General features: G+C 64.0%; 16 protein-coding genes. 11 read left to right on the top strand and 5 right to left on the bottom strand.

Translation table 11 applies throughout. The features are described 5' to 3' along the window. Positions 1 to 75 precede the first annotated feature (75 nt). The 4 genes from chvE to QM797_RS07960 all read left to right on the top strand — a co-directional run bounded on the left by chvE (position 76) and on the right by QM797_RS07960 (position 5,170). The gene (gene chvE / locus QM797_RS07975; protein ID WP_283274746.1) at positions 76 to 1,212 is read left to right on the top strand and encodes a multiple monosaccharide ABC transporter substrate-binding protein; all 1,137 of its coding nucleotides are present in this window, start codon (positions 76 to 78) and stop codon (positions 1,210 to 1,212) included. Positions 1,213 to 1,220: 8 nt separating this feature from the next. Further along, the gene (gene mmsA, locus QM797_RS07970) at positions 1,221 to 2,759 is read left to right on the top strand and encodes a multiple monosaccharide ABC transporter ATP-binding protein (RefSeq protein WP_283274745.1); all 1,539 of its coding nucleotides are present in this window, start codon (positions 1,221 to 1,223) and stop codon (positions 2,757 to 2,759) included. After that, positions 2,756 to 4,084, top strand: coding sequence for a multiple monosaccharide ABC transporter permease (gene mmsB, locus QM797_RS07965; RefSeq protein WP_283274744.1), 1,329 nt, complete (start codon positions 2,756 to 2,758; stop codon positions 4,082 to 4,084). Before mmsA ends, mmsB begins: the two co-directional genes overlap by 4 nt. A gap of 75 nt (positions 4,085 to 4,159) precedes the next feature. After that, complete coding sequence (locus QM797_RS07960; RefSeq protein WP_283274743.1) at positions 4,160 to 5,170, top strand: LacI family DNA-binding transcriptional regulator; 1,011 nt, start codon at positions 4,160 to 4,162, stop codon at positions 5,168 to 5,170. A 49-nt stretch (positions 5,171 to 5,219) separates the two neighbouring features. On the opposite strand, the gene QM797_RS07955 is transcribed toward QM797_RS07960, so the two are convergent. Further along, positions 5,220 to 6,791: a PucR family transcriptional regulator gene (locus QM797_RS07955; RefSeq protein ID WP_283274742.1), complete on the bottom strand. Its 1,572-nt coding sequence runs from the start codon at positions 6,789 to 6,791 to the stop codon at positions 5,220 to 5,222. A gap of 99 nt (positions 6,792 to 6,890) precedes the next feature. On the opposite strand from QM797_RS07955, the gene pruA reads away from it, so the two are divergent. The 3 genes from pruA (at position 6,891) to QM797_RS07940 (ending at position 9,782) form a co-directional block, all read left to right on the top strand. Further along, positions 6,891 to 8,540 carry an L-glutamate gamma-semialdehyde dehydrogenase gene (pruA, locus tag QM797_RS07950; RefSeq protein WP_283274740.1) on the top strand — a complete coding sequence of 550 codons (1,650 nt, stop codon included), beginning with the start codon at positions 6,891 to 6,893 and terminating at the stop codon, positions 8,538 to 8,540. Then, positions 8,537 to 9,481 carry a proline dehydrogenase family protein gene (locus QM797_RS07945; RefSeq protein ID WP_283274739.1) on the top strand — a complete coding sequence of 315 codons (945 nt, stop codon included), beginning with the start codon at positions 8,537 to 8,539 and terminating at the stop codon, positions 9,479 to 9,481. Before pruA ends, QM797_RS07945 begins: the two co-directional genes overlap by 4 nt. 112 nt (positions 9,482 to 9,593) lie before the next feature. Further along, entirely contained in the window at positions 9,594 to 9,782 is a 189-nt protein-coding gene (locus QM797_RS07940) for a hypothetical protein (RefSeq protein ID WP_283274738.1), read from the top strand. A 152-nt stretch (positions 9,783 to 9,934) separates the two neighbouring features. On the opposite strand, the gene QM797_RS07935 is transcribed toward QM797_RS07940, so the two are convergent. Together QM797_RS07935 and QM797_RS07930 are read right to left on the bottom strand one after the other, a co-directional pair. Then, positions 9,935 to 10,336: an STAS domain-containing protein gene (locus QM797_RS07935; protein ID WP_283274737.1), complete on the bottom strand. Its 402-nt coding sequence runs from the start codon at positions 10,334 to 10,336 to the stop codon at positions 9,935 to 9,937. Positions 10,337 to 10,553: 217 nt separating this feature from the next. Then, positions 10,554 to 11,033, bottom strand: coding sequence for a MarR family winged helix-turn-helix transcriptional regulator (locus tag QM797_RS07930; RefSeq protein WP_283274736.1), 480 nt, complete (start codon positions 11,031 to 11,033; stop codon positions 10,554 to 10,556). Positions 11,034 to 11,241: 208 nt separating this feature from the next. Between QM797_RS07930 and QM797_RS07925 the strand changes: the two genes are divergently transcribed. Together QM797_RS07925 and QM797_RS07920 are read left to right on the top strand one after the other, a co-directional pair. After that, entirely contained in the window at positions 11,242 to 13,245 is a 2,004-nt protein-coding gene (locus tag QM797_RS07925) for an MMPL family transporter (RefSeq protein WP_283275319.1), read from the top strand. Further along, positions 13,245 to 13,874 carry a lipocalin family protein gene (locus QM797_RS07920; RefSeq protein WP_283274735.1) on the top strand — a complete coding sequence of 210 codons (630 nt, stop codon included), beginning with the start codon at positions 13,245 to 13,247 and terminating at the stop codon, positions 13,872 to 13,874. Before QM797_RS07925 ends, QM797_RS07920 begins: the two co-directional genes overlap by 1 nt. Positions 13,875 to 13,922: 48 nt before the next feature. Here the strand turns inward: QM797_RS07920 and QM797_RS07915 are convergent, their stop codons facing one another. Beyond that, a complete protein-coding gene (locus QM797_RS07915; RefSeq protein WP_283274734.1) occupies positions 13,923 to 14,528 on the bottom strand; it encodes an FKBP-type peptidyl-prolyl cis-trans isomerase in 606 nt (201 codons plus the stop codon). 34 nt (positions 14,529 to 14,562) lie between these two features. Continuing rightward, complete coding sequence (locus QM797_RS07910; RefSeq protein ID WP_283274733.1) at positions 14,563 to 15,417, bottom strand: SDR family oxidoreductase; 855 nt, start codon at positions 15,415 to 15,417, stop codon at positions 14,563 to 14,565. A gap of 117 nt (positions 15,418 to 15,534) precedes the next feature. On the opposite strand from QM797_RS07910, the gene QM797_RS07905 reads away from it, so the two are divergent. Continuing rightward, positions 15,535 to 15,909 carry a winged helix-turn-helix transcriptional regulator gene (locus QM797_RS07905; RefSeq protein WP_283274732.1) on the top strand — a complete coding sequence of 125 codons (375 nt, stop codon included), beginning with the start codon at positions 15,535 to 15,537 and terminating at the stop codon, positions 15,907 to 15,909. Between the two features lie 202 nt (positions 15,910 to 16,111). Next, positions 16,112 to 16,684: a DUF6764 family protein gene (locus QM797_RS07900; protein WP_283274731.1), complete on the top strand. Its 573-nt coding sequence runs from the start codon at positions 16,112 to 16,114 to the stop codon at positions 16,682 to 16,684. Positions 16,685 to 16,720: the final 36 nt, after the last annotated feature.

Genomic DNA, 16,720 nt, shown 5'->3' with positions numbered 1-16,720 from the left:
TTGATGTGATGCGAACCACACGGGACAACCCAACGGCCCCGCTTCACGGTCTACTCCACTACGCAGGGAGAAACGATGAAGTTTCGACACCTATCCATGGCCGCGGCCGCGGTGGCACTCACCCTCACGCTCGGCGCGTGCGGGTCGAGCACCAAGACCGCAGACGAGGCTCCGGCCGAAGGCGGCAGCACCGCCGAAGCCCTGATCGGCGTCACGATGCCGACCAAGTCCTCGGCTCGCTGGATCGCCGACGGCGACAACCTCAAGAGTGCACTCGAGGGTCAGGGCTACAAAGTCGATCTGCAGTACGCCGAGAACGACATTCCCACCCAGGTGAATCAGATCGAGAACCAGATCACCCAGGGCGCAAAGCTTCTCATCGTCGCCTCGGTGGACGGCACTGCCATCACCACCCAGCTGCAAGAAGCCAAGGACAACGGCATCGGCGTCATCGCCTACGACCGCCTCATTCGTAACTCGCCCAACGTCGACTACTACGCGACGTTCGACAACTACAAGGTCGGCGTCGACCAGGCCACCTCGCTTCTCGTCGGTCTCGGTCTGAAGAACGAGGACGGCACCGACAAGGCCGACGCACCCGCAGGCCCGCTCAACATCGAGGTCTTCGGCGGCTCGCCGGACGACAACAACGCCACCTTCTTCTTCGACGGTGCCATGGAGACCCTGAAGCCGTACCTGGACAAGGGAACTCTGAAGATCGGCAGTGGCGAGTCCGATTTCGAGACCGCCGCAACACTGCGCTGGGATCCGGCCACCGCGCAGAAGCGCATGGAGGATCTGCTCACCAAGACCTACTCCTCGGGCCAGAAGGTCCAGGGCGTGCTCTCGCCCTATGACGGCATCTCGATCGGAATTCTCTCCGCACTCAAGAGCAACGGATACGGAACAGCCGGCCAGCCCTACCCGATCGTCACCGGGCAGGACGCCGAGGTGCCCTCGGTCAAGTCCATCATCGCCGGTGAGCAGTACTCCACGATCTACAAGGACACCCGCCAGCTGGCGGAGGTCACGATTCAAATGGCTCAGGCAATGCTCAACGGTCAGACTCCCGAGACCAACAACACCACCGATTACGACAACGGCGACAAGGTTGTTCCCGCGTACCTGCTGCAGCCGGAGATCGTCTACAAGGACAACTACCAGAAGCTGCTCGTCGAGGGTGGCTACTACACCGAGGATCAGTTGAAGTGAGTTCGGCGATGACGAGCCCGATCTTGGAGATGCGCGGCATCACCAAAACATTTCCCGGCGTCAAGGCGCTACAGGATGTCAACCTCTCGGTGAACCGCGGCGAAATCCACGCGATCTGCGGTGAGAACGGAGCAGGCAAGTCGACGCTCATGAAGGTGTTGTCGGGTGTGTATCCACACGACACGTTCGACGGCGACATCGTGTTCGACGGTCGGGCGTGCGAGTTCTCCGACATCCGCAGTAGCGAAGCCGAGGGCATCGTCATCATCCATCAGGAACTCGCACTGAGTCCGCATCTCTCGATCGCCGAGAACATCTTTCTCGGCAACGAGCGGTCGAAGCGCGGGTTCATCGACTGGAACCGAACCAACTCCGAGGCCGCAGCCCTACTGAAAAGAGTAGGGCTGCGGGAAAACCCCGTCAGCGTCGTCAGCGACCTCGGTGTCGGTAAGCAGCAGCTCGTGGAGATCGCCAAGGCATTGTCCAAGGACGTGACGCTGCTGATTCTCGACGAACCCACTGCGGCCCTGAATGATTCCGACTCTGCGCATCTCCTCGACCTACTGCGCGGCCTACGGGACGAGGGCATCACGTGCGTGATCATCTCGCACAAGCTCAACGAGATCGCGGCCGTTGCCGACCGAACCACGATCATCCGGGACGGCAAGTGCATCCAGACGCTGGATATGCGAGACCCGGAGGTCACCGAGGATCGCATCATCTCGCTCATGGTCGGCCGCGATCTCGAGCACCGTTTCCCGCCTCATGAATCGACTGTGGGAGAGGAAGTTCTGCGCATCGAAGACTGGACCGTGCACAGTCCGACCCAGCAGGGCCGAACCGTTGTCGACAAGGCGAACCTCACGCTGCGGCGAGGTGAGATCGTCGGGCTCTCCGGGTTGATGGGCGCCGGACGCACCGAGTTGGCCATGAGCGTCTTCGGCCGAAGCTACGGTATCGACATCTCGGGTCGTCTGTACAAGTACGGCAAGGAAATACACGTCAAATCGGTCAACGATGCCATCCGTCACGGCATCGCATACGCCACCGAGGACCGAAAACGGTACGGCCTCAATCTGATCGACGACATCAAACGCAACATCTCCACCGCGGCACTGGACAAACTGGTGACGGGAGGCTTCGTCGACGACAACCAGGAGTTCAAGGTCGCCGAGGGCTTCCGTAAGAGTATGAACATCAAGGCACCTAACGTCTCAGCGATGGTCGGCAAACTCTCCGGTGGCAATCAGCAGAAAGTCGTGCTGAGCAAATGGATCTTCAGTGATCCGGATGTGCTCATCCTCGACGAACCGACGCGAGGAATCGACGTCGGCGCGAAGTTCGAGATCTACTCGATCATCAACGATCTCGCCGACGCCGGAAAGGCAGTGCTGGTGATTTCCTCCGAGCTCCCGGAGCTGCTCGGGCTGTGCGATCGGATCTACGCACTGTCCGCAGGCCGCATCACCGGTGAGGCCACTCGCGAGGACGCGACCCAGGAATCGCTCATGCATCTCATGACCCGTGGAACAGGAGTACTTCGATGAATCAGTTGTCGACCGTGCGGGGGTTGCTCACCCGCAACCTCCGCCAGAGCGGAATCTTCATCGCATTCGCGCTGATCATCGTGCTCTTCACCGTGCTGACGGGCGGACAGCTTCTGGTGCCGCAGAACATCAGCAACATGGTGGTGCAGAACTCGTACATTCTCATTCTGGCCATCGGCATGGTCGTCATCATCATCGCCGGCCATATCGACCTGTCCGTCGGATCGGTCGTTGCGGCCACCGGTGCCATCGCCGGTGTCCTCATGGTTCAACAGAACGTGCCGTGGCCACTGGCGGTGCTGATCACGCTGATCGTCGGCGGCCTGATCGGTGCCTGGCAAGGCTATTGGGTTGCGTACTTCGGCATTCCGGCGTTCATCGTGACCCTGGCCGGCATGCTCATCTTCCGAGCAGTCACGCTCATCGTCCTCGGCAACCAGGGCATCGGACCGTTCCCCGGGCCCGTACGAACCCTCTCCAACGGGTTCCTCCCGGGCTTCATGGGCAATGTCGGCCTCGGGCCTCTGGGCGGCGCAGACATCTTCACCTTGCTCGTCGCCGTCCTCGCCGTTGCCGCAATCGTGTTCACCCAGTGGCGTTCTCGAACAGGACGGCAGAAGTACGGGCAAGCCGTCGATGCGATGCCACTGTTTCTGACCAAGATGATCCTGGCCGGTGGACTCCTGCTGGCCATCGCGGTGCAGCTGGCTCGCTTCAAGAACCTGCCGTACGTACTCATCCTCCTGGCCGTCCTGGTGATGGGTTACTCCACCCTCGCGGGCAAGACGGTGTTCGGTCGGCACGTCTACGCCATCGGCGGAAACATCCATGCCGCGTCGCTGTCCGGCATCAAGGTCAAGCCGGTGACCTTCTGGATCTTCGTCAACATGGGCGTGCTGTCGGCCCTGGCCGGAATCATCTTCGCCGGTCGACTCAATCAGGCAGGCCCCACCGCAGGCAACGGCTTCGAGCTCGACGCCATCGCGGCGGCATTCATCGGCGGCGCAGCAGTGCAGGGCGGCGTGGGCCGCATCGTCGGCGCGCTCACCGGCGGGCTGATCATCGCGGTGATCAACAGTGGAATGTCGCTCATCGGCTCGCCCAGCGAGCGGGTACAGCTGGTCAAGGGCCTGGTACTTCTCGCCGCGGTGGCCTTCGATATCTGGACCAAGCGCCGGGCGGCCAGCGGTAAGGGCGGCAAGGGACCGAAGACCGCGCCGCCTGCCAACTATCTGGGCCTGCCCGTTCCACCCGAGATGCTCACCGGTTCCGACCCCGGGAAGCCCGCATCGACGACGTCCGCAGCGGCATCCACGCCCACGTGAACAGTCCGGTCTCGAGCGGTGCGAGACCGGACATGCTGTGATTGTCCTCCACGACGCCAGAGGAGCTGCAGAAAGATGACACCGACCCGCGGACCGGCCATGACCGATGTCGCCCGGCTCGCCGGGGTGTCCCATCAGACCGTCTCTCGCGTCATCAACGGTCACCCCAACGTGACCGAGGCAACGAGAACCCGAGTGCATCAAGCGATCTCGGAGCTCGGCTATCGCCCTAACACTGCCGCTCGCGCTCTGGTCACCGGCCGTAGTAGCACCATCGGAATCGTCGGAACCGGTGACGCTTTCTACGGTCCGGTGTCGACGCTCTACAGCGTCGAATCTGCAGCGAGACAAGCGGGCTACTCCGTCGTGGTCGGTGTTCCCACGTCGTTCGACGAGTCGGCGATCATCACCTGTGTGCGCCGGTTGCAGAAGCAGGGCGTGGACGGCGTCATCGTCATCGCACCACTGCGAACCGATGGCGGCGACATTGCCGATCTGGCCGGCGAACTGCCGCTGGTGGCCGTCGAAGGCTCTCCCGCGGGCGATCTGGCCGTCGTCTCGGTCGATCAGATCGCCGGAGCGCGGGCTGCCACCACACATCTGCTCGGCCTCGGGCACAGTGCGGTGTGGCACGTTGCCGGACCGCTCGGATGGTACGAGGCCGCCGACCGCGTCACCGGATGGCGGCTGGCCCATGAGGATGCGGGCATCGAACCGCCTCCCACCCTCAGCGGCGATTGGACTGCGAAATCGGGGTTCTCTGCCGGAAGCGACCTGGCCCGAACCGCAGGCGTGACCGCAGTGTTCGCCGGCAACGACGCCATGGCCCTCGGGATACTTCGGGCGCTCGAGGTACAGGGCAAACGGGTCCCGCAGGACGTCAGCGTGATCGGATTCGACGACGTTCCCGACGCGGAATTCTTCTCCCCTCCGTTGACGACGATCCGCCAGGAATTCAGCGAGGTGGGCGTCCGAAGCGTCGAAATATTGCTGGACCAAATCGATACCGGGAACCGAAGCACCCGACGCTCGAGCATCGAGCCGAGCCTGGTGATCCGATCCAGCACCGGTGCCGCACGTGCATAGAACCTCGTAGCCTGCTACGAATTTCCGCTCACGTGCGGCGAAGCCGCTCTCACATACGCAGCTGCATTTCCACCAACAGACGCGCATCGGAATCGGTCAGATCGAGGTCCAGGATCTGCTCGACGCGGCGAATGCGGTAACGCAGGGTATTCGGGTGAACGTGCAGGCGATCGGCCGCGGACCGAACATCACCGAAGCACGTCAGGTACGCCTCGAGGCTCTCGCGCATCCGGGAGTCGTTGGATGCGTCGTATCGGTCGAGCTCGGCTATACGCGGGTCTCTCAGTTGTTCGTGATTACCGATCAGTTCGAGGATTTCTCCCAGCAGCACCGAGGTTCTCGATTCCTCGAGCGTGGTGACGCGAACCTCGCCGGTGGTGCCGTCGAGCACCCGATCCACCTCGAACCTGGCCACGGCCACCGCCTCGAGGTCGGCGATCGGTGCCGCCACCGCCGCGCGCAAGGCCAGCGAGGTTCGCCTCTCGATTCGCCCCACGGCATCGGCGGCCCACCCCGAAATTCCCGTGCCCGACGCCACCCCGGGAAACAGTGCGTAGATTCTCTCGCCGATGGTGGTGACCAGAGAGTCGCGTCGAAAGGCGCTGGCGTGCAACCTGATCGCCGGGGCCTGTGCGCCGATGTCGAATTCTCCGCACGACGCGAATCCGACGACCGCCGACGACCCGGTGGCGGGGATCGACAGCGCGGATGCCAGCGACGGGACGTCCACTCCGCCCCCTCTGGCCCCGAGTAGGCGTTGGATCTGCAGGGTCTCGTTGGTCGGGGCGTTCGCGATGCGGGTGATCAAACGTGCCGCAACGGCCGAGGCACCCCGGAGTACACCGTCGGCCTCGTCGGCGAGCGGAATGGCACCCTCCTGCACCCAGATCGTTCCGAGAGTTGTGGGGCTGCCGGATATTCGGCGTATCCCCACGGCGAGGCGTCGTCGAATTCCGAGTTCGTGATCGGCGGGTACGTCGATGACGTCGTCGGTGCGCCGGAGGCGATCGAACACGCCACGCTCGTGCAGCCCGCGCAGGTAGTCGGCCGGGCCTTCGCGCCCGAGGATCGACAGCGTTCTCAACTCGTCGGCCGCGTCGTCCGATGCCGAGTACGCCAACACATGTGAGCGCTCGTCTTCGATACTCACCATGCCCTTCGTCAGCGACGCCACCGTCTGCGCAAGTTCGTACAGATCGGTGTCGGCTCCGAAGGTCCCGTCGTCCGGACTGTGCGTCCGCACCTGATCGAGAACTCCTCGCGTCATCGACAACAGCAGCTCCCAGCGCGTCTGTCGGTGTACGGCAACCAAGGCGATACCGGTCTCGCGCGCACCGTGGGTCAATGCGGCCGAGTCGGCCACCTTGGTCAACACCGCACGCGGTCTGTCGGCCGCGGCACGCAGAGCCAGATCGTCGAACCACCGCACCACGTCGCCCTCGGTCACTCCCACCAGCAGCGTCAGATCGGCGGACGCCCCCGGCGGCAGACGCAGGTCGTCGGCGTCGAGCAACGCAACGGACTCGACGGTCATGTCGATCCCTGCGGGCGCGACCACGAGTTCGACGACAGCGCTGTGCAGAGATGTCAGTAGCGATCGCAGCGAAACGGCGTTGGCCATACGGACAAGTAGATCACGGATTCTTTGGCCGATGAGCTGATTGAACGGCTCCGAAATCGGACTTCAATGGCCACCACACAGCGAAGACGAGGAGCAGCTATGGACGCCGTCACATCAGTTCCCACCCCCACCAACGAGCCGGTCAACACCTACGCGCCGGGAAGCGCCGAGCGTGCCCGCCTGCGGACCAGACTGACCGAGCTCCGGACGTCGCCAGTCGAGATCCACCAGGTCATCGGCGGTGTTCATCGCGTTGCCGACGGCCCTGTCGAGAATGTCGTCGAGCCCCACCGGCATGCGTCGATCATCGGCAGCTACGCCGGTGCCGGCCATCAGGATGTTCGCGACGCCATCGATGCCGCGAGTGCTGCAGCCCCGATGTGGCGCGATCTCCCGTTCGACGAGCGCGCCGCCGTCTTCCTACGAGCAGCCGATCTACTGTCCGGGCCCTGGCGCGAAAGAATCGCTGCCGCAACGATGCTCGGCCAGTCCAAGTCTGCCTATCAGGCCGAGATCGACGCACCGTGCGAGCTGATCGACTTCTGGCGCTTCAACGTGACCTTCGCCCGGCAGATACTCGCCGAGCAGCCGGTATCGGCACCGGGAGTGTGGAATCGCGTCGAATACCGTCCGCTCGAGGGCTTCGTCTACGCCATCACCCCGTTCAATTTCACCGCCATTGCAGGCAACCTGCCCACCGCGCCTGCGCTGATGGGCAATACCGTGCTGTGGAAGCCCTCCCCCACCCAGGCCGTGGCCGCATATCTGACGCTGCAGCTCCTCGAAGCCGCCGGTTTGCCGCCGGGCGTGATCAACCTGGTCCTGGGCGACGGACCGATGGTGTCCGAGGTGGCCCTTGCCGATCCACGACTGGCGGGCATCCACTTCACCGGATCCACCGCGACCTTCCAGACGCTCTGGCGCGAGGTGGGCAACAACATCGCGAACTACCACTCGTACCCCCGGCTGGTCGGCGAGACCGGCGGCAAGGACTTCATCGTCGCGCACAGCTCCGCCGATCCGGATGTGTTGACCACAACCATGATTCGTGGCGCATTCGATTTCCAGGGACAGAAGTGCTCGGCAGCGTCTCGGGCCTTCGTTCCGAAATCGCTGTGGGCGTCGATGGGCGAGACGTTCATCGAACAGGTGTCGGCGCTGAAGTACGGCGACGTGACCGACCTGTCGAACTACGGCGGAGCCGTCATCGACCGAAAGGCGTTCGACCGCAACGCAGCTGCACTCGATCGAGCGAAATCCGTACCCAGCCTGACCATCGCCGCCGGCGGAACGTGCGACGACTCCGAGGGCTACTTCGTCTCCCCTACCGTTCTCCTCGGCGACGACCCGACCGACGAGGCATTCACCACCGAGTACTTCGGGCCGATCCTGGCCGTGCACGTCTACGACGACAGCAAGCCCGACGCCTACGCCGACACACTGCGCACTGTCGACAGCGGATCGAAGTATGCGTTGACCGGTGCGGTCATCGCCACCGACCGCACTGCCGTCGAACAGGCCCATGCCGCATTGCGATTCGCAGCCGGAAACTTCTACGTCAACGACAAGCCGACCGGTGCAGTGGTGGGCCAGCAACCGTTCGGCGGAGCCCGGGCCTCGGGAACGAACGACAAGGCCGGCTCACCGCAGAACCTGCTGCGCTGGACCTCGGCCCGCACCGTGAAGGAAACGTTCGTCCCGCCGACCACCCACGGCTACCCACATCAGGAAGGCGTGGGCACGCGATGACCACCCTGCTGAACAATCCCCTCCGGCCGGCGCTGCTGGCGGCCGCACGATCGCCCAAACTGCAGGCGACGGTGACGCGAATGCGCGCCACTCGCGCTCTCGTCGACCGCTTCGTGGCGGGGGAATCGGAGCCCGCGGCCGTCACCGCTGTCGACGCCCTGCTGGCCTCGGGTCGGTTCGTGTCCGTGGACTATCTCGGCGAGGACACCACCGACCGAGCCCAGGCGAGCGCCACCGTCGAGTCTTATCTGTCTCTGATAGAGCGCTTTTCGTCCCGGCGGAGCAACACCAACGCACTGGAGGTCTCACTCAAACTCTCGGCTCTCGGTCAAGGAATCGATCGAGATCTCGCACTCGAGAACGCGAGGAGGATCTGCCTCGCGGCCGCAGCGGCAGGAGTATGGGTGACGGTCGATGCCGAGGACCACACGACCACCGATTCGACACTGTCGATCGTGCGTGAGCTCCGCGTCGACTTTCCCGATCTGGGCACGGTGCTGCAGGCGTACCTGAGGCGAACCGAAGCAGACTGCGCGGAGTTGTCCGGACCGAGATCTCGAATCCGACTGTGCAAAGGGGCGTACAACGAACCGTCGTCGGTAGCGTTTCAGGGTGCACGCGAGGTGTCCGACTCGTATCTTCGGTGCCTGCAGGTCCTGATGAACGGCCGCGGCTATCCGATGGTCGCCTCGCACGACCCGGAAATGATCGAGGCCGCCGAGAAATTCGCGTCGGCCGCGGGCAGGTCGTCCGAGGACTTCGAGTTCCAGATGCTCTACGGCATCCGTGATCAAGAACAGCGGCGGCTCGTCGACGCCGATCGGCACGTTCGGGTGTACGTGCCGTACGGAGAACAGTGGTACGGCTACTTCATGCGCAGACTGGCCGAGCGACCCGCCAACTTGATGTTCTTCGCGCGATCGCTGGTCTCGCGCAAATAGAGGGTTCACCGTACAACTCGATCACCGCAAACGGATGGAAGGAGCCGGCTGCCGTTTTCTCCAGGCGTTCCAGGCTGGATTAGGTTGCACGACATCGGGGCATCCCGACCTCATGGCAAATTACAGAGTTATCGATCCGCACGGAACCGTCGTCGACACCAAGGACATTTCGAGTTCCGAGGACGCGCACGCATGGTTCAAGGACAGCAAAGCAGACAACGAGGAGTTGGGCTGGCGGCTCGAAGTGGAGCACGACGGCGAGTGGGCGTTCTTCAGCGACTCCGAGGGAACCAAAGACTAGTTCGCCTGGGCTCGAACACATTCGAACGATCCTGCGCCTCGGCTGAGCCGTCGAGCAGGATCGTACGTTGTGCGACCGGGGCTAGAACGAACAGTGGGCAGCCCCGGTATCGGAGCTGCCCACCTCTTGTCGCGGCGAATATCGCCGGAGTATTACCGGTCGCTCGAAGGACGAGACGTCGGGACTACGGACTCGAGGTCAGCGACCTGAAGCAAACGCGAGACCGAGCGTCCTGCGACGACCGACCATGATGCACCGATGCCTGCCGTGTACTCGCGGACTGCATCGAAGACTGTGAGACCTGCAATACCGAAGAAATCGACATCGGACAAGTCGAGGGTGACGTGCCGTTTGCTGGACACGCGGCTGCAGACGAAATCGGAGAACATCGGCGCGCTGCGCATATCGATGTCACCGTGCACGGCGACGACGAGTGAGCCGTCGGGGCCGTCGTGCGCGGTAAAAATTGCTCCGGTTGCTGCGACGGACACGGACTTCTCCGCAACAGTCACCGGGGTGGTTCGAACTTTGTTGCCTGAAGATTCAACACTCATGGCAGATCCCATCGATCGGTCGAACTGAGGGGGAAACCGATTGACGCAGCGGGAGCAGAATTGTTGCCTGACCCGGACGCCGACTTCGCTGCGTTTCCCCGTGACCGGCTGTTAGCTCAACCGCGCACAACCTTACGGCACTCCTACGCCCAGAGTCCAGCATCGGTTGGAGTAGGCCGCCCACCAGCCGTTCGAACGCCACACCCGGGCGCATGCACTACGTGCGACTGCTGTCACCCAGGTCGGCGTGATGTTCTCGCATGGCACCGATGAGCGATTCGAACACCCGATGCGCGGCGGCCAGATCGGCATCGGGAAGGTCCGTCAATGCGGCGCTGGTGCGCATGCCGAGGGGACCGAAGAATCCGCGAGCGACCTCCATCCCGTGCTCGTCGTACCGCAGAATCACCTTGCGTCTGTCGGATGCATCGGATTCACGTCGTATGTGACCCGAGGCGATCATGCGCTCGACGAGGTAGGTCATGGCCGCAGAAGAGAGCCCCAACATCGTGCCGAGTTCGCCTGCAGTGAGGGGCGCACCCTCCACGTCCGCGACCATCACATGCAGCAGGGCGCGAAAGTCGTTGGGCCGCAGACTGTGTAGGGCTCCGAAAACCTGGCCGATCTGCTCGGAGACCGAAGACAGCGCTCGGAGATCCGCGGATATTGCGGATTCGAGGTGGTTTCGGTCGGTCATGTCGGTGGTAACTCCTTCGCTGCGGTCACCGTCAGACTACTGCCCGCAACAGGTTCAGTTGCTTAATATCTAAGTAAATGAGATTGTTTTGAGCGTGGACAGCACACGAACCGAGAACAACGCCGCTTGGGACCGCATCGCCGCAGCGGTGGCGCACCGTCGATCATGGGCGATTGCGCTCGCGATCCTCGTTCTTTCGGTCGCCGTCATGGGGCTCGTCGGAAGCAACGATTCGGCCGGCCAGTCACCGAATTCACTGCCGACCTCCGCCGAGTCCTACCAGGTGGACCAGCTGCTGACCCAGTTTTCGGACTCCGATACCGCCCCCGTGATCCTGGTACTGACCCGGCCCGACGGCGCTGAACTGACCCCGGCCGATATCGAGGCCGCCGCCGCTGCACAGAACAGGATGCTGGCCGTCGGCCGCTCGGTGCCCGATGGACCGGGACCCCCTCCGATCGTGGCACCCGACGGCAAAGCTGCGATCGCGCTCGTCCAGGTCGACTCATCGTTGTCGGGTTTCACCCTCAACGACCTGATCTCCGACCTGCGAGCTGCCGCAACGAGCGATCTTCCATCGGAACTGCGCGTTCAGGTCACCGGCGGCCCCGCTTTCGGTGCCGACATTGCGAACTCGTTCTCCGGAGCCAACTTCACTCTGCTCGCCGTCACCGCGCTCGTGGTGGCTGTCCTTCTGATCGTCACGTACCGGTCACCGATTCTGTGGTTGGTGCCGCTGGCGGTCATCGGTTTCGCAGACCGGTTCGCCACTACCGTCGGCACCGCCCTGGCCGGGGTCACCGGCCTCTCCTTCGACGGTTCGACGTCGGGAATCACCAGCGTGCTGGTGTTCGGTGCCGGAACCAACTACGCGCTGCTGTTGATCTCCCGCTACCGCGAGGAACTGCGTCGCGAGTCCGACCACCGCCTCGCCCTTCGCCAAGCAGTCCGGCAGGCCGGGCCCGCCATCATCGCCAGCAATGCCACCGTGGTGCTCGCGCTGCTCACTCTCCTGCTGGCAATACTGCCGAGCACGCGCAGCCTGGGAGCGCTGGCCGCAGCCGGACTCGTCGTCGCAGCGGTGTTCGTCCTGTTCGTGCTGCCGCCACTGCTGGCGGTGTGCGGCCCGAAGCTGTTCTGGCCGTTCGTCCCCAAGCAATCGGATCGGGACACCACCACCGAAGGCGTATGGCATTCGATCGCAGCGGGCGTCTCGCGACGGCCGGTGGCAACGGCCTCGGTCACCATCGTCGCGCTACTGGCGTGCTGCGCGGCACTGTTCGGCACTCAGATCGGCCTCTCGCAGACCGAGCAGTTCCGTGTCACCGCCGAATCCGTCGAAGGATTCGACACTCTCTCACAACACTTTCCGGCCGGCTCGGCCGATCCGACGACGATACTCGCGCCCACCACGAGCATCGTCGAGGTCATCGGCATCGTCGAGAGCACAGACGGAGTCGTCTCGGTCGATCGGGTTGCCGATTCCGATACCGGACTGACCCGCCTCTCGGTGGTCACCGATGCGGCTCCCGCGTCCGAAAATTCGTTCACCATCGTCGAGAGCCTCCGTTCCGCACTCGGCGGGGTGGACGACGCTCGAGTAGGTGGCAGTGACGCGAAGGCGCTCGACACCACCGACGCCGCAGCCCGTGATCGTCTCGTAGTGATTCCCGCGATCCTTGCGGTGGTGCTCGCCGTACTTCTGATACTGCTACGAGCGGTTGTCGCACCGCTCATCCTCGTCGCGACAACGGTATTGAGTGCAGTGGCCGCCATCGGTATCGGTAGCTGGGTGAGCCTGCACATCTTCGGATTCCCCGCGCTCGACGACAACACCCCGCTGTTCGCGTTCCTGTTCCTCGTTGCCCTGGGAGTCGACTACACGATCTTCCTGGTCACGCGTACCCGCGAGGAAACGCCGCGGCACGGCACCAGGGCTGCCATCGTGCGGGCGGTGTCGGCCACCGGTGGTGTCATCACCAGCGCGGGAATCGTTCTGGCAGCCGTGTTCTGCGTACTCGGCGTACTGCCGCTCATCACGCTCACCCAACTGGGCATCATCGTCGGTCTCGGCATTCTGCTCGATACCTTCGTGGTGCGAACCGTCGTCATTCCCGCCCTGTTCACCCTCATCGGCCCGAAAATCTGGTGGCCGAACAGAATCGATTCCAGCGAGACCGCAACCACAACCGCAACACAAGGAGCGAATTGATGAACATCCGTACCGCACTGGGCCGCACCGCAATTGCCGGAGTATTTGCCGCAGGCGCCCTGCTCGCCGCTGCCCCGGCGCAGGCGCAACCGGTCGGCCCTCTGGGATCGGTCGGCCTCGAGCCACTGGCTCCGATCCCGTCCCTCGATGTCGAGCGTTACCTGGGCACCTGGAACCAGGTTGCCGCGGTGCCGCAGCCGTTCAACCTGATCTGCGCCCGCGACACGCAGGCGAACTACCAGATGATCGACGAATCCAACATTCGCGTCGAGAACACCTGCACCACCTGGACCGGTGGCGAGAACCGCATCGTCGGCAATGCTCGGGTCAACGACACGGTCACCAAAGCCCAACTGCACGTGAGCTTCCCGGGAGTTCCCACGCAGGAAAGCCAGGAGGGGCCGACAAACTACATTGTGGCCTACATCGCCGACGACTACTCCTGGGCGTTTGTCGGAAGCCCCACCCGCACATCCGGATTCGTGCTCAAGCGCACGCCCGACGTCAGCGTCGAGCAGTTCCGCGAGATCCGCAGCGTCGTCGAATCGCTGGGTTACGACTCGAACTTCATCACCACGACACCCACCCCGGGCGGCGCGACGACGATTCAGCAGCTCTCGACGGTGTAGTGCGGCGGAGCCGCAGAGGGCATGTAACCGCACCACTGCCGGAGGCACTCAGCTCGCGGACAGGATCGCAATCGCGAAGATCAAGCTGTCTCCCGGCTCGATTCCGGCCGCCGGATTGCCGCTCGCGTAGCCGTCGGCCGACGTCACCGCAACGGCGACTGTCGAGCCGACGGTCTGCCCGGCGATTGCCTTCTGGAAGCCCGCCACCACACCGTTCAGCGGGAAATCGACCGGTGCGCCGCGCTCGTAGCTGCTGTCGAACGTCGATCCGTCGCGTCCGTTGACGCCCAGGTAGCACACGGATACCTCGGCGTCGTCCGCAATGACCGGACCGTCGCCGACCGTCAGCGTCTTCACCTGTGTCTCGGCGACGCTGAACGGGGCCTCGACCGTGACCGCCGGTGCCGCGGTGTCGGTGGATCCGACGACAGCGATGCTGCCGGTATCCCCGGCCAGCGTCCACTCAGGGGTTCCCGCCGAGTCGGGGGCTGCCGTGGGGCAGGTGCCGGTCGACGCCGCCTCGGCCGAGGCGGACGTCGTCGTCGCCGATGACGAGCTGTCCGTATCCGAACTGCACGCACCCGTCAGGAGAACGAGCGATGCGGAGGCGGCCAGGAACAGGGTGCGGGTCTTCGTGTGATTCACCGCGCCCACGCTACAAGTAGCGCTTCAGCCCCCGGCACACCCGTCACATCGCGGTGCGGAGCACCTCGGCCACCGGAGTGGATGCTCGACCGATCAGGGTCTGCAGGTCACCGGAGTCGGTGTCGAGTTCGCCTCGCGAAATTCCGGCGTCGGCACTGGCGAGCATGGTCGCCACGAAATCGGGTAGGCCGGCACCCTCGAGAATTGCGGCGTACTCGGACTCCGTCACATCCTTGTAGACCACCGGCTTGCCGGAGACATCACCGATGACGGCGGCCAGATCGGCGTAGGTCAGATGCTCGTCGCCGCCGAGTTCGTAAATCTTGCCGCCCTGATCGTCGTGGGTCAGCACGGCGGCAGCTGCTTCTGCGTAATCCGCACGCGACGCTGCCGCGATCTTGCCGTTCCCCGCCGCGCCGAGCAGAACCCCACCCTCGATGGTCTGGGCGAGCGAGCCGAGGTAGTTCTCCCAGTACCAACCGTTGCGCAGGAAGACCGCGGGAATCGCCGACGCGGTGAGGCGCTCCTCGGTCGCCTTGTGTTCGGGGGCCAAGCTCACCCCGGACGTGTCTGCGGCAAGCAAGCTGGTGTACGCGATCAGGCTCACCCCCGCCGCCTCTGCGGCGTCGATCACGTTGTTGTGCTGCGCGATTCGCTGCCCGACCTCGGATCCCGAAATCAGCAGCACCTTGTCCACGCCCGCGAAGGCGGACGTCAGAGCGGCAGTGTCGCTGTAGTCGGCAACTCGAACCGCGACGCCGAGTTGGGCCAGCGGTGCAGCCTTGTCCGCGTCACGGACGACGGCAACGATGTCGCCGGGTGCGACGCCGCGTGAGATGAGTGCGTCGACGACGAGTCCGCCGAGGTTGCCCGTTGCTCCGGTTACTGCTGTGGTCATGCCGACTCCTGCGTGTGAGGTTGAGGTTTCAAGTTCCACATCATGATGCACTTACTTTTAATGCAGTGCAAGTGCGATGGTAACCACTGATGTTTTTGCATGCGCTAGCATTGGCATATGCCCGATGCCGCCGAATCCCTCGAAGCGTCCGTCTTCGCGCGGGACTGCGCGTCGCGACAGACCCTGCAGAATGCCACGAGCAGGTGGGGAGTCCTGGCCCTCGCGGCACTCACCGAAGGTGACTATCGCTTCAATGCACTGCGCCGACGCGTCGACGGCGTCAGTGAACGAATGCTCGCGCAGACATTGCAGACTCTCGAACGTGACGGCCTCATCGTCCGGACCGTCCTCGAGACCATTCCACCGAAGGTCGAATACAGTCTCACCCCACTCGGACGCGAAGTCGGATCACGGTTGACCGACCTCATCGAACTCATCGAAGGCTCGATGCCGGCAGTACTGGAATCACGCGCCCAGCACGACGCGCGCTGACGTCACGAGTCAGGTCCCTGCATTCTCGAGACGTCGGCGACCGGCACCGTGCGATGAATCAATGTGGCTTTGTTGCATTCTGAGCGACTGAAAGGCGCATTGATCCCACCGGGGAGAGCGCAGCGTTATCGGGACGTTATCTTACCGAGACGTTTTCGAGATCTCGACGAACCCGCACCGCGCCCGGGCAGGTCGAGACTCGATGTCAGGGAGTCGGGTCCCCAGCAACACCGGCCCAGCGACCATCACGCTCGGCGCACCGGTGCCGACGCATCGATCTCGGGAGGCATTCACCATGTTCCACACCAAGAGAATGCTCGGCGGAGCGGCAGCATTCGGATTCGCCTGTACCTTCGCGGCCCTGGTGCCCGGCACGGCATCGGCCGCTCCGGTCGCCTGCACCACAGCGCCCGGAGGTGCCGACATCGCTGCGCTCGTAGGAGGATCGCAGTGCGACAGCTCCGCAGACGGTGCCAGCGCGGCCGCAGGATTCGGCCTCGAAGGCTGGGGCTCGGCGGAGGCCATGAACAATGCGGCAGCTCTGGCGCTCGGCCTGAACGGCGGAACTGCCGTCAGCAACGGCAGTTTCGGCGGCGCGCCCGCGGCGATCGCCTTCGGCCCCGGCGCGGTTGCGCAGAACACCGCCGCCGGTCTGGGGCTCTCCATCGCAGTGGCCGCACCGGGCTCGACCATCACTCTCACCCCCGAGGGCGCAGTGTGCAACGGCGCCGGAATCGCGGGCAGCTTCACCACGCTTCAGGGCTGCATCGGCTGACACGTTCCGAGCAACGCACGCGAGTAGGCGATATGG

The organism is Rhodococcus sp. IEGM 1381, from assembly GCF_030056795.1.
Lineage (GTDB): Bacteria > Actinomycetota > Actinomycetes > Mycobacteriales > Mycobacteriaceae > Rhodococcoides.
The sequence above is the reverse complement of the archived record's forward strand: the minus strand, read 5'-3'. Positions and strand labels throughout refer to the sequence as shown.

Coding starts and splice junctions, on each gene's coding strand:
- chvE (WP_283274746.1), top strand. CDS start 76: ATGAAGTTTCGACACCTATCCATGGCCGCGGCCGCGGTGGCACTCACC.
- mmsA (WP_283274745.1), top strand. CDS start 1,221: ATGACGAGCCCGATCTTGGAGATGCGCGGCATCACCAAAACATTTCCC.
- mmsB (WP_283274744.1), top strand. CDS start 2,756: ATGAATCAGTTGTCGACCGTGCGGGGGTTGCTCACCCGCAACCTCCGC.
- QM797_RS07960 (WP_283274743.1), top strand. CDS start 4,160: ATGACACCGACCCGCGGACCGGCCATGACCGATGTCGCCCGGCTCGCC.
- QM797_RS07955 (WP_283274742.1), bottom strand. CDS start 6,791: ATGGCCAACGCCGTTTCGCTGCGATCGCTACTGACATCTCTGCACAGC.
- pruA (WP_283274740.1), top strand. CDS start 6,891: ATGGACGCCGTCACATCAGTTCCCACCCCCACCAACGAGCCGGTCAAC.
- QM797_RS07945 (WP_283274739.1), top strand. CDS start 8,537: ATGACCACCCTGCTGAACAATCCCCTCCGGCCGGCGCTGCTGGCGGCC.
- QM797_RS07940 (WP_283274738.1), top strand. CDS start 9,594: ATGGCAAATTACAGAGTTATCGATCCGCACGGAACCGTCGTCGACACC.
- QM797_RS07935 (WP_283274737.1), bottom strand. CDS start 10,336: ATGAGTGTTGAATCTTCAGGCAACAAAGTTCGAACCACCCCGGTGACT.
- QM797_RS07930 (WP_283274736.1), bottom strand. CDS start 11,033: ATGACCGACCGAAACCACCTCGAATCCGCAATATCCGCGGATCTCCGA.
- QM797_RS07925 (WP_283275319.1), top strand. CDS start 11,242: ATGGGGCTCGTCGGAAGCAACGATTCGGCCGGCCAGTCACCGAATTCA.
- QM797_RS07920 (WP_283274735.1), top strand. CDS start 13,245: ATGAACATCCGTACCGCACTGGGCCGCACCGCAATTGCCGGAGTATTT.
- QM797_RS07910 (WP_283274733.1), bottom strand. CDS start 15,417: ATGACCACAGCAGTAACCGGAGCAACGGGCAACCTCGGCGGACTCGTC.
- QM797_RS07905 (WP_283274732.1), top strand. CDS start 15,535: ATGCCCGATGCCGCCGAATCCCTCGAAGCGTCCGTCTTCGCGCGGGAC.
- QM797_RS07900 (WP_283274731.1), top strand. CDS start 16,112: ATGTCAGGGAGTCGGGTCCCCAGCAACACCGGCCCAGCGACCATCACG.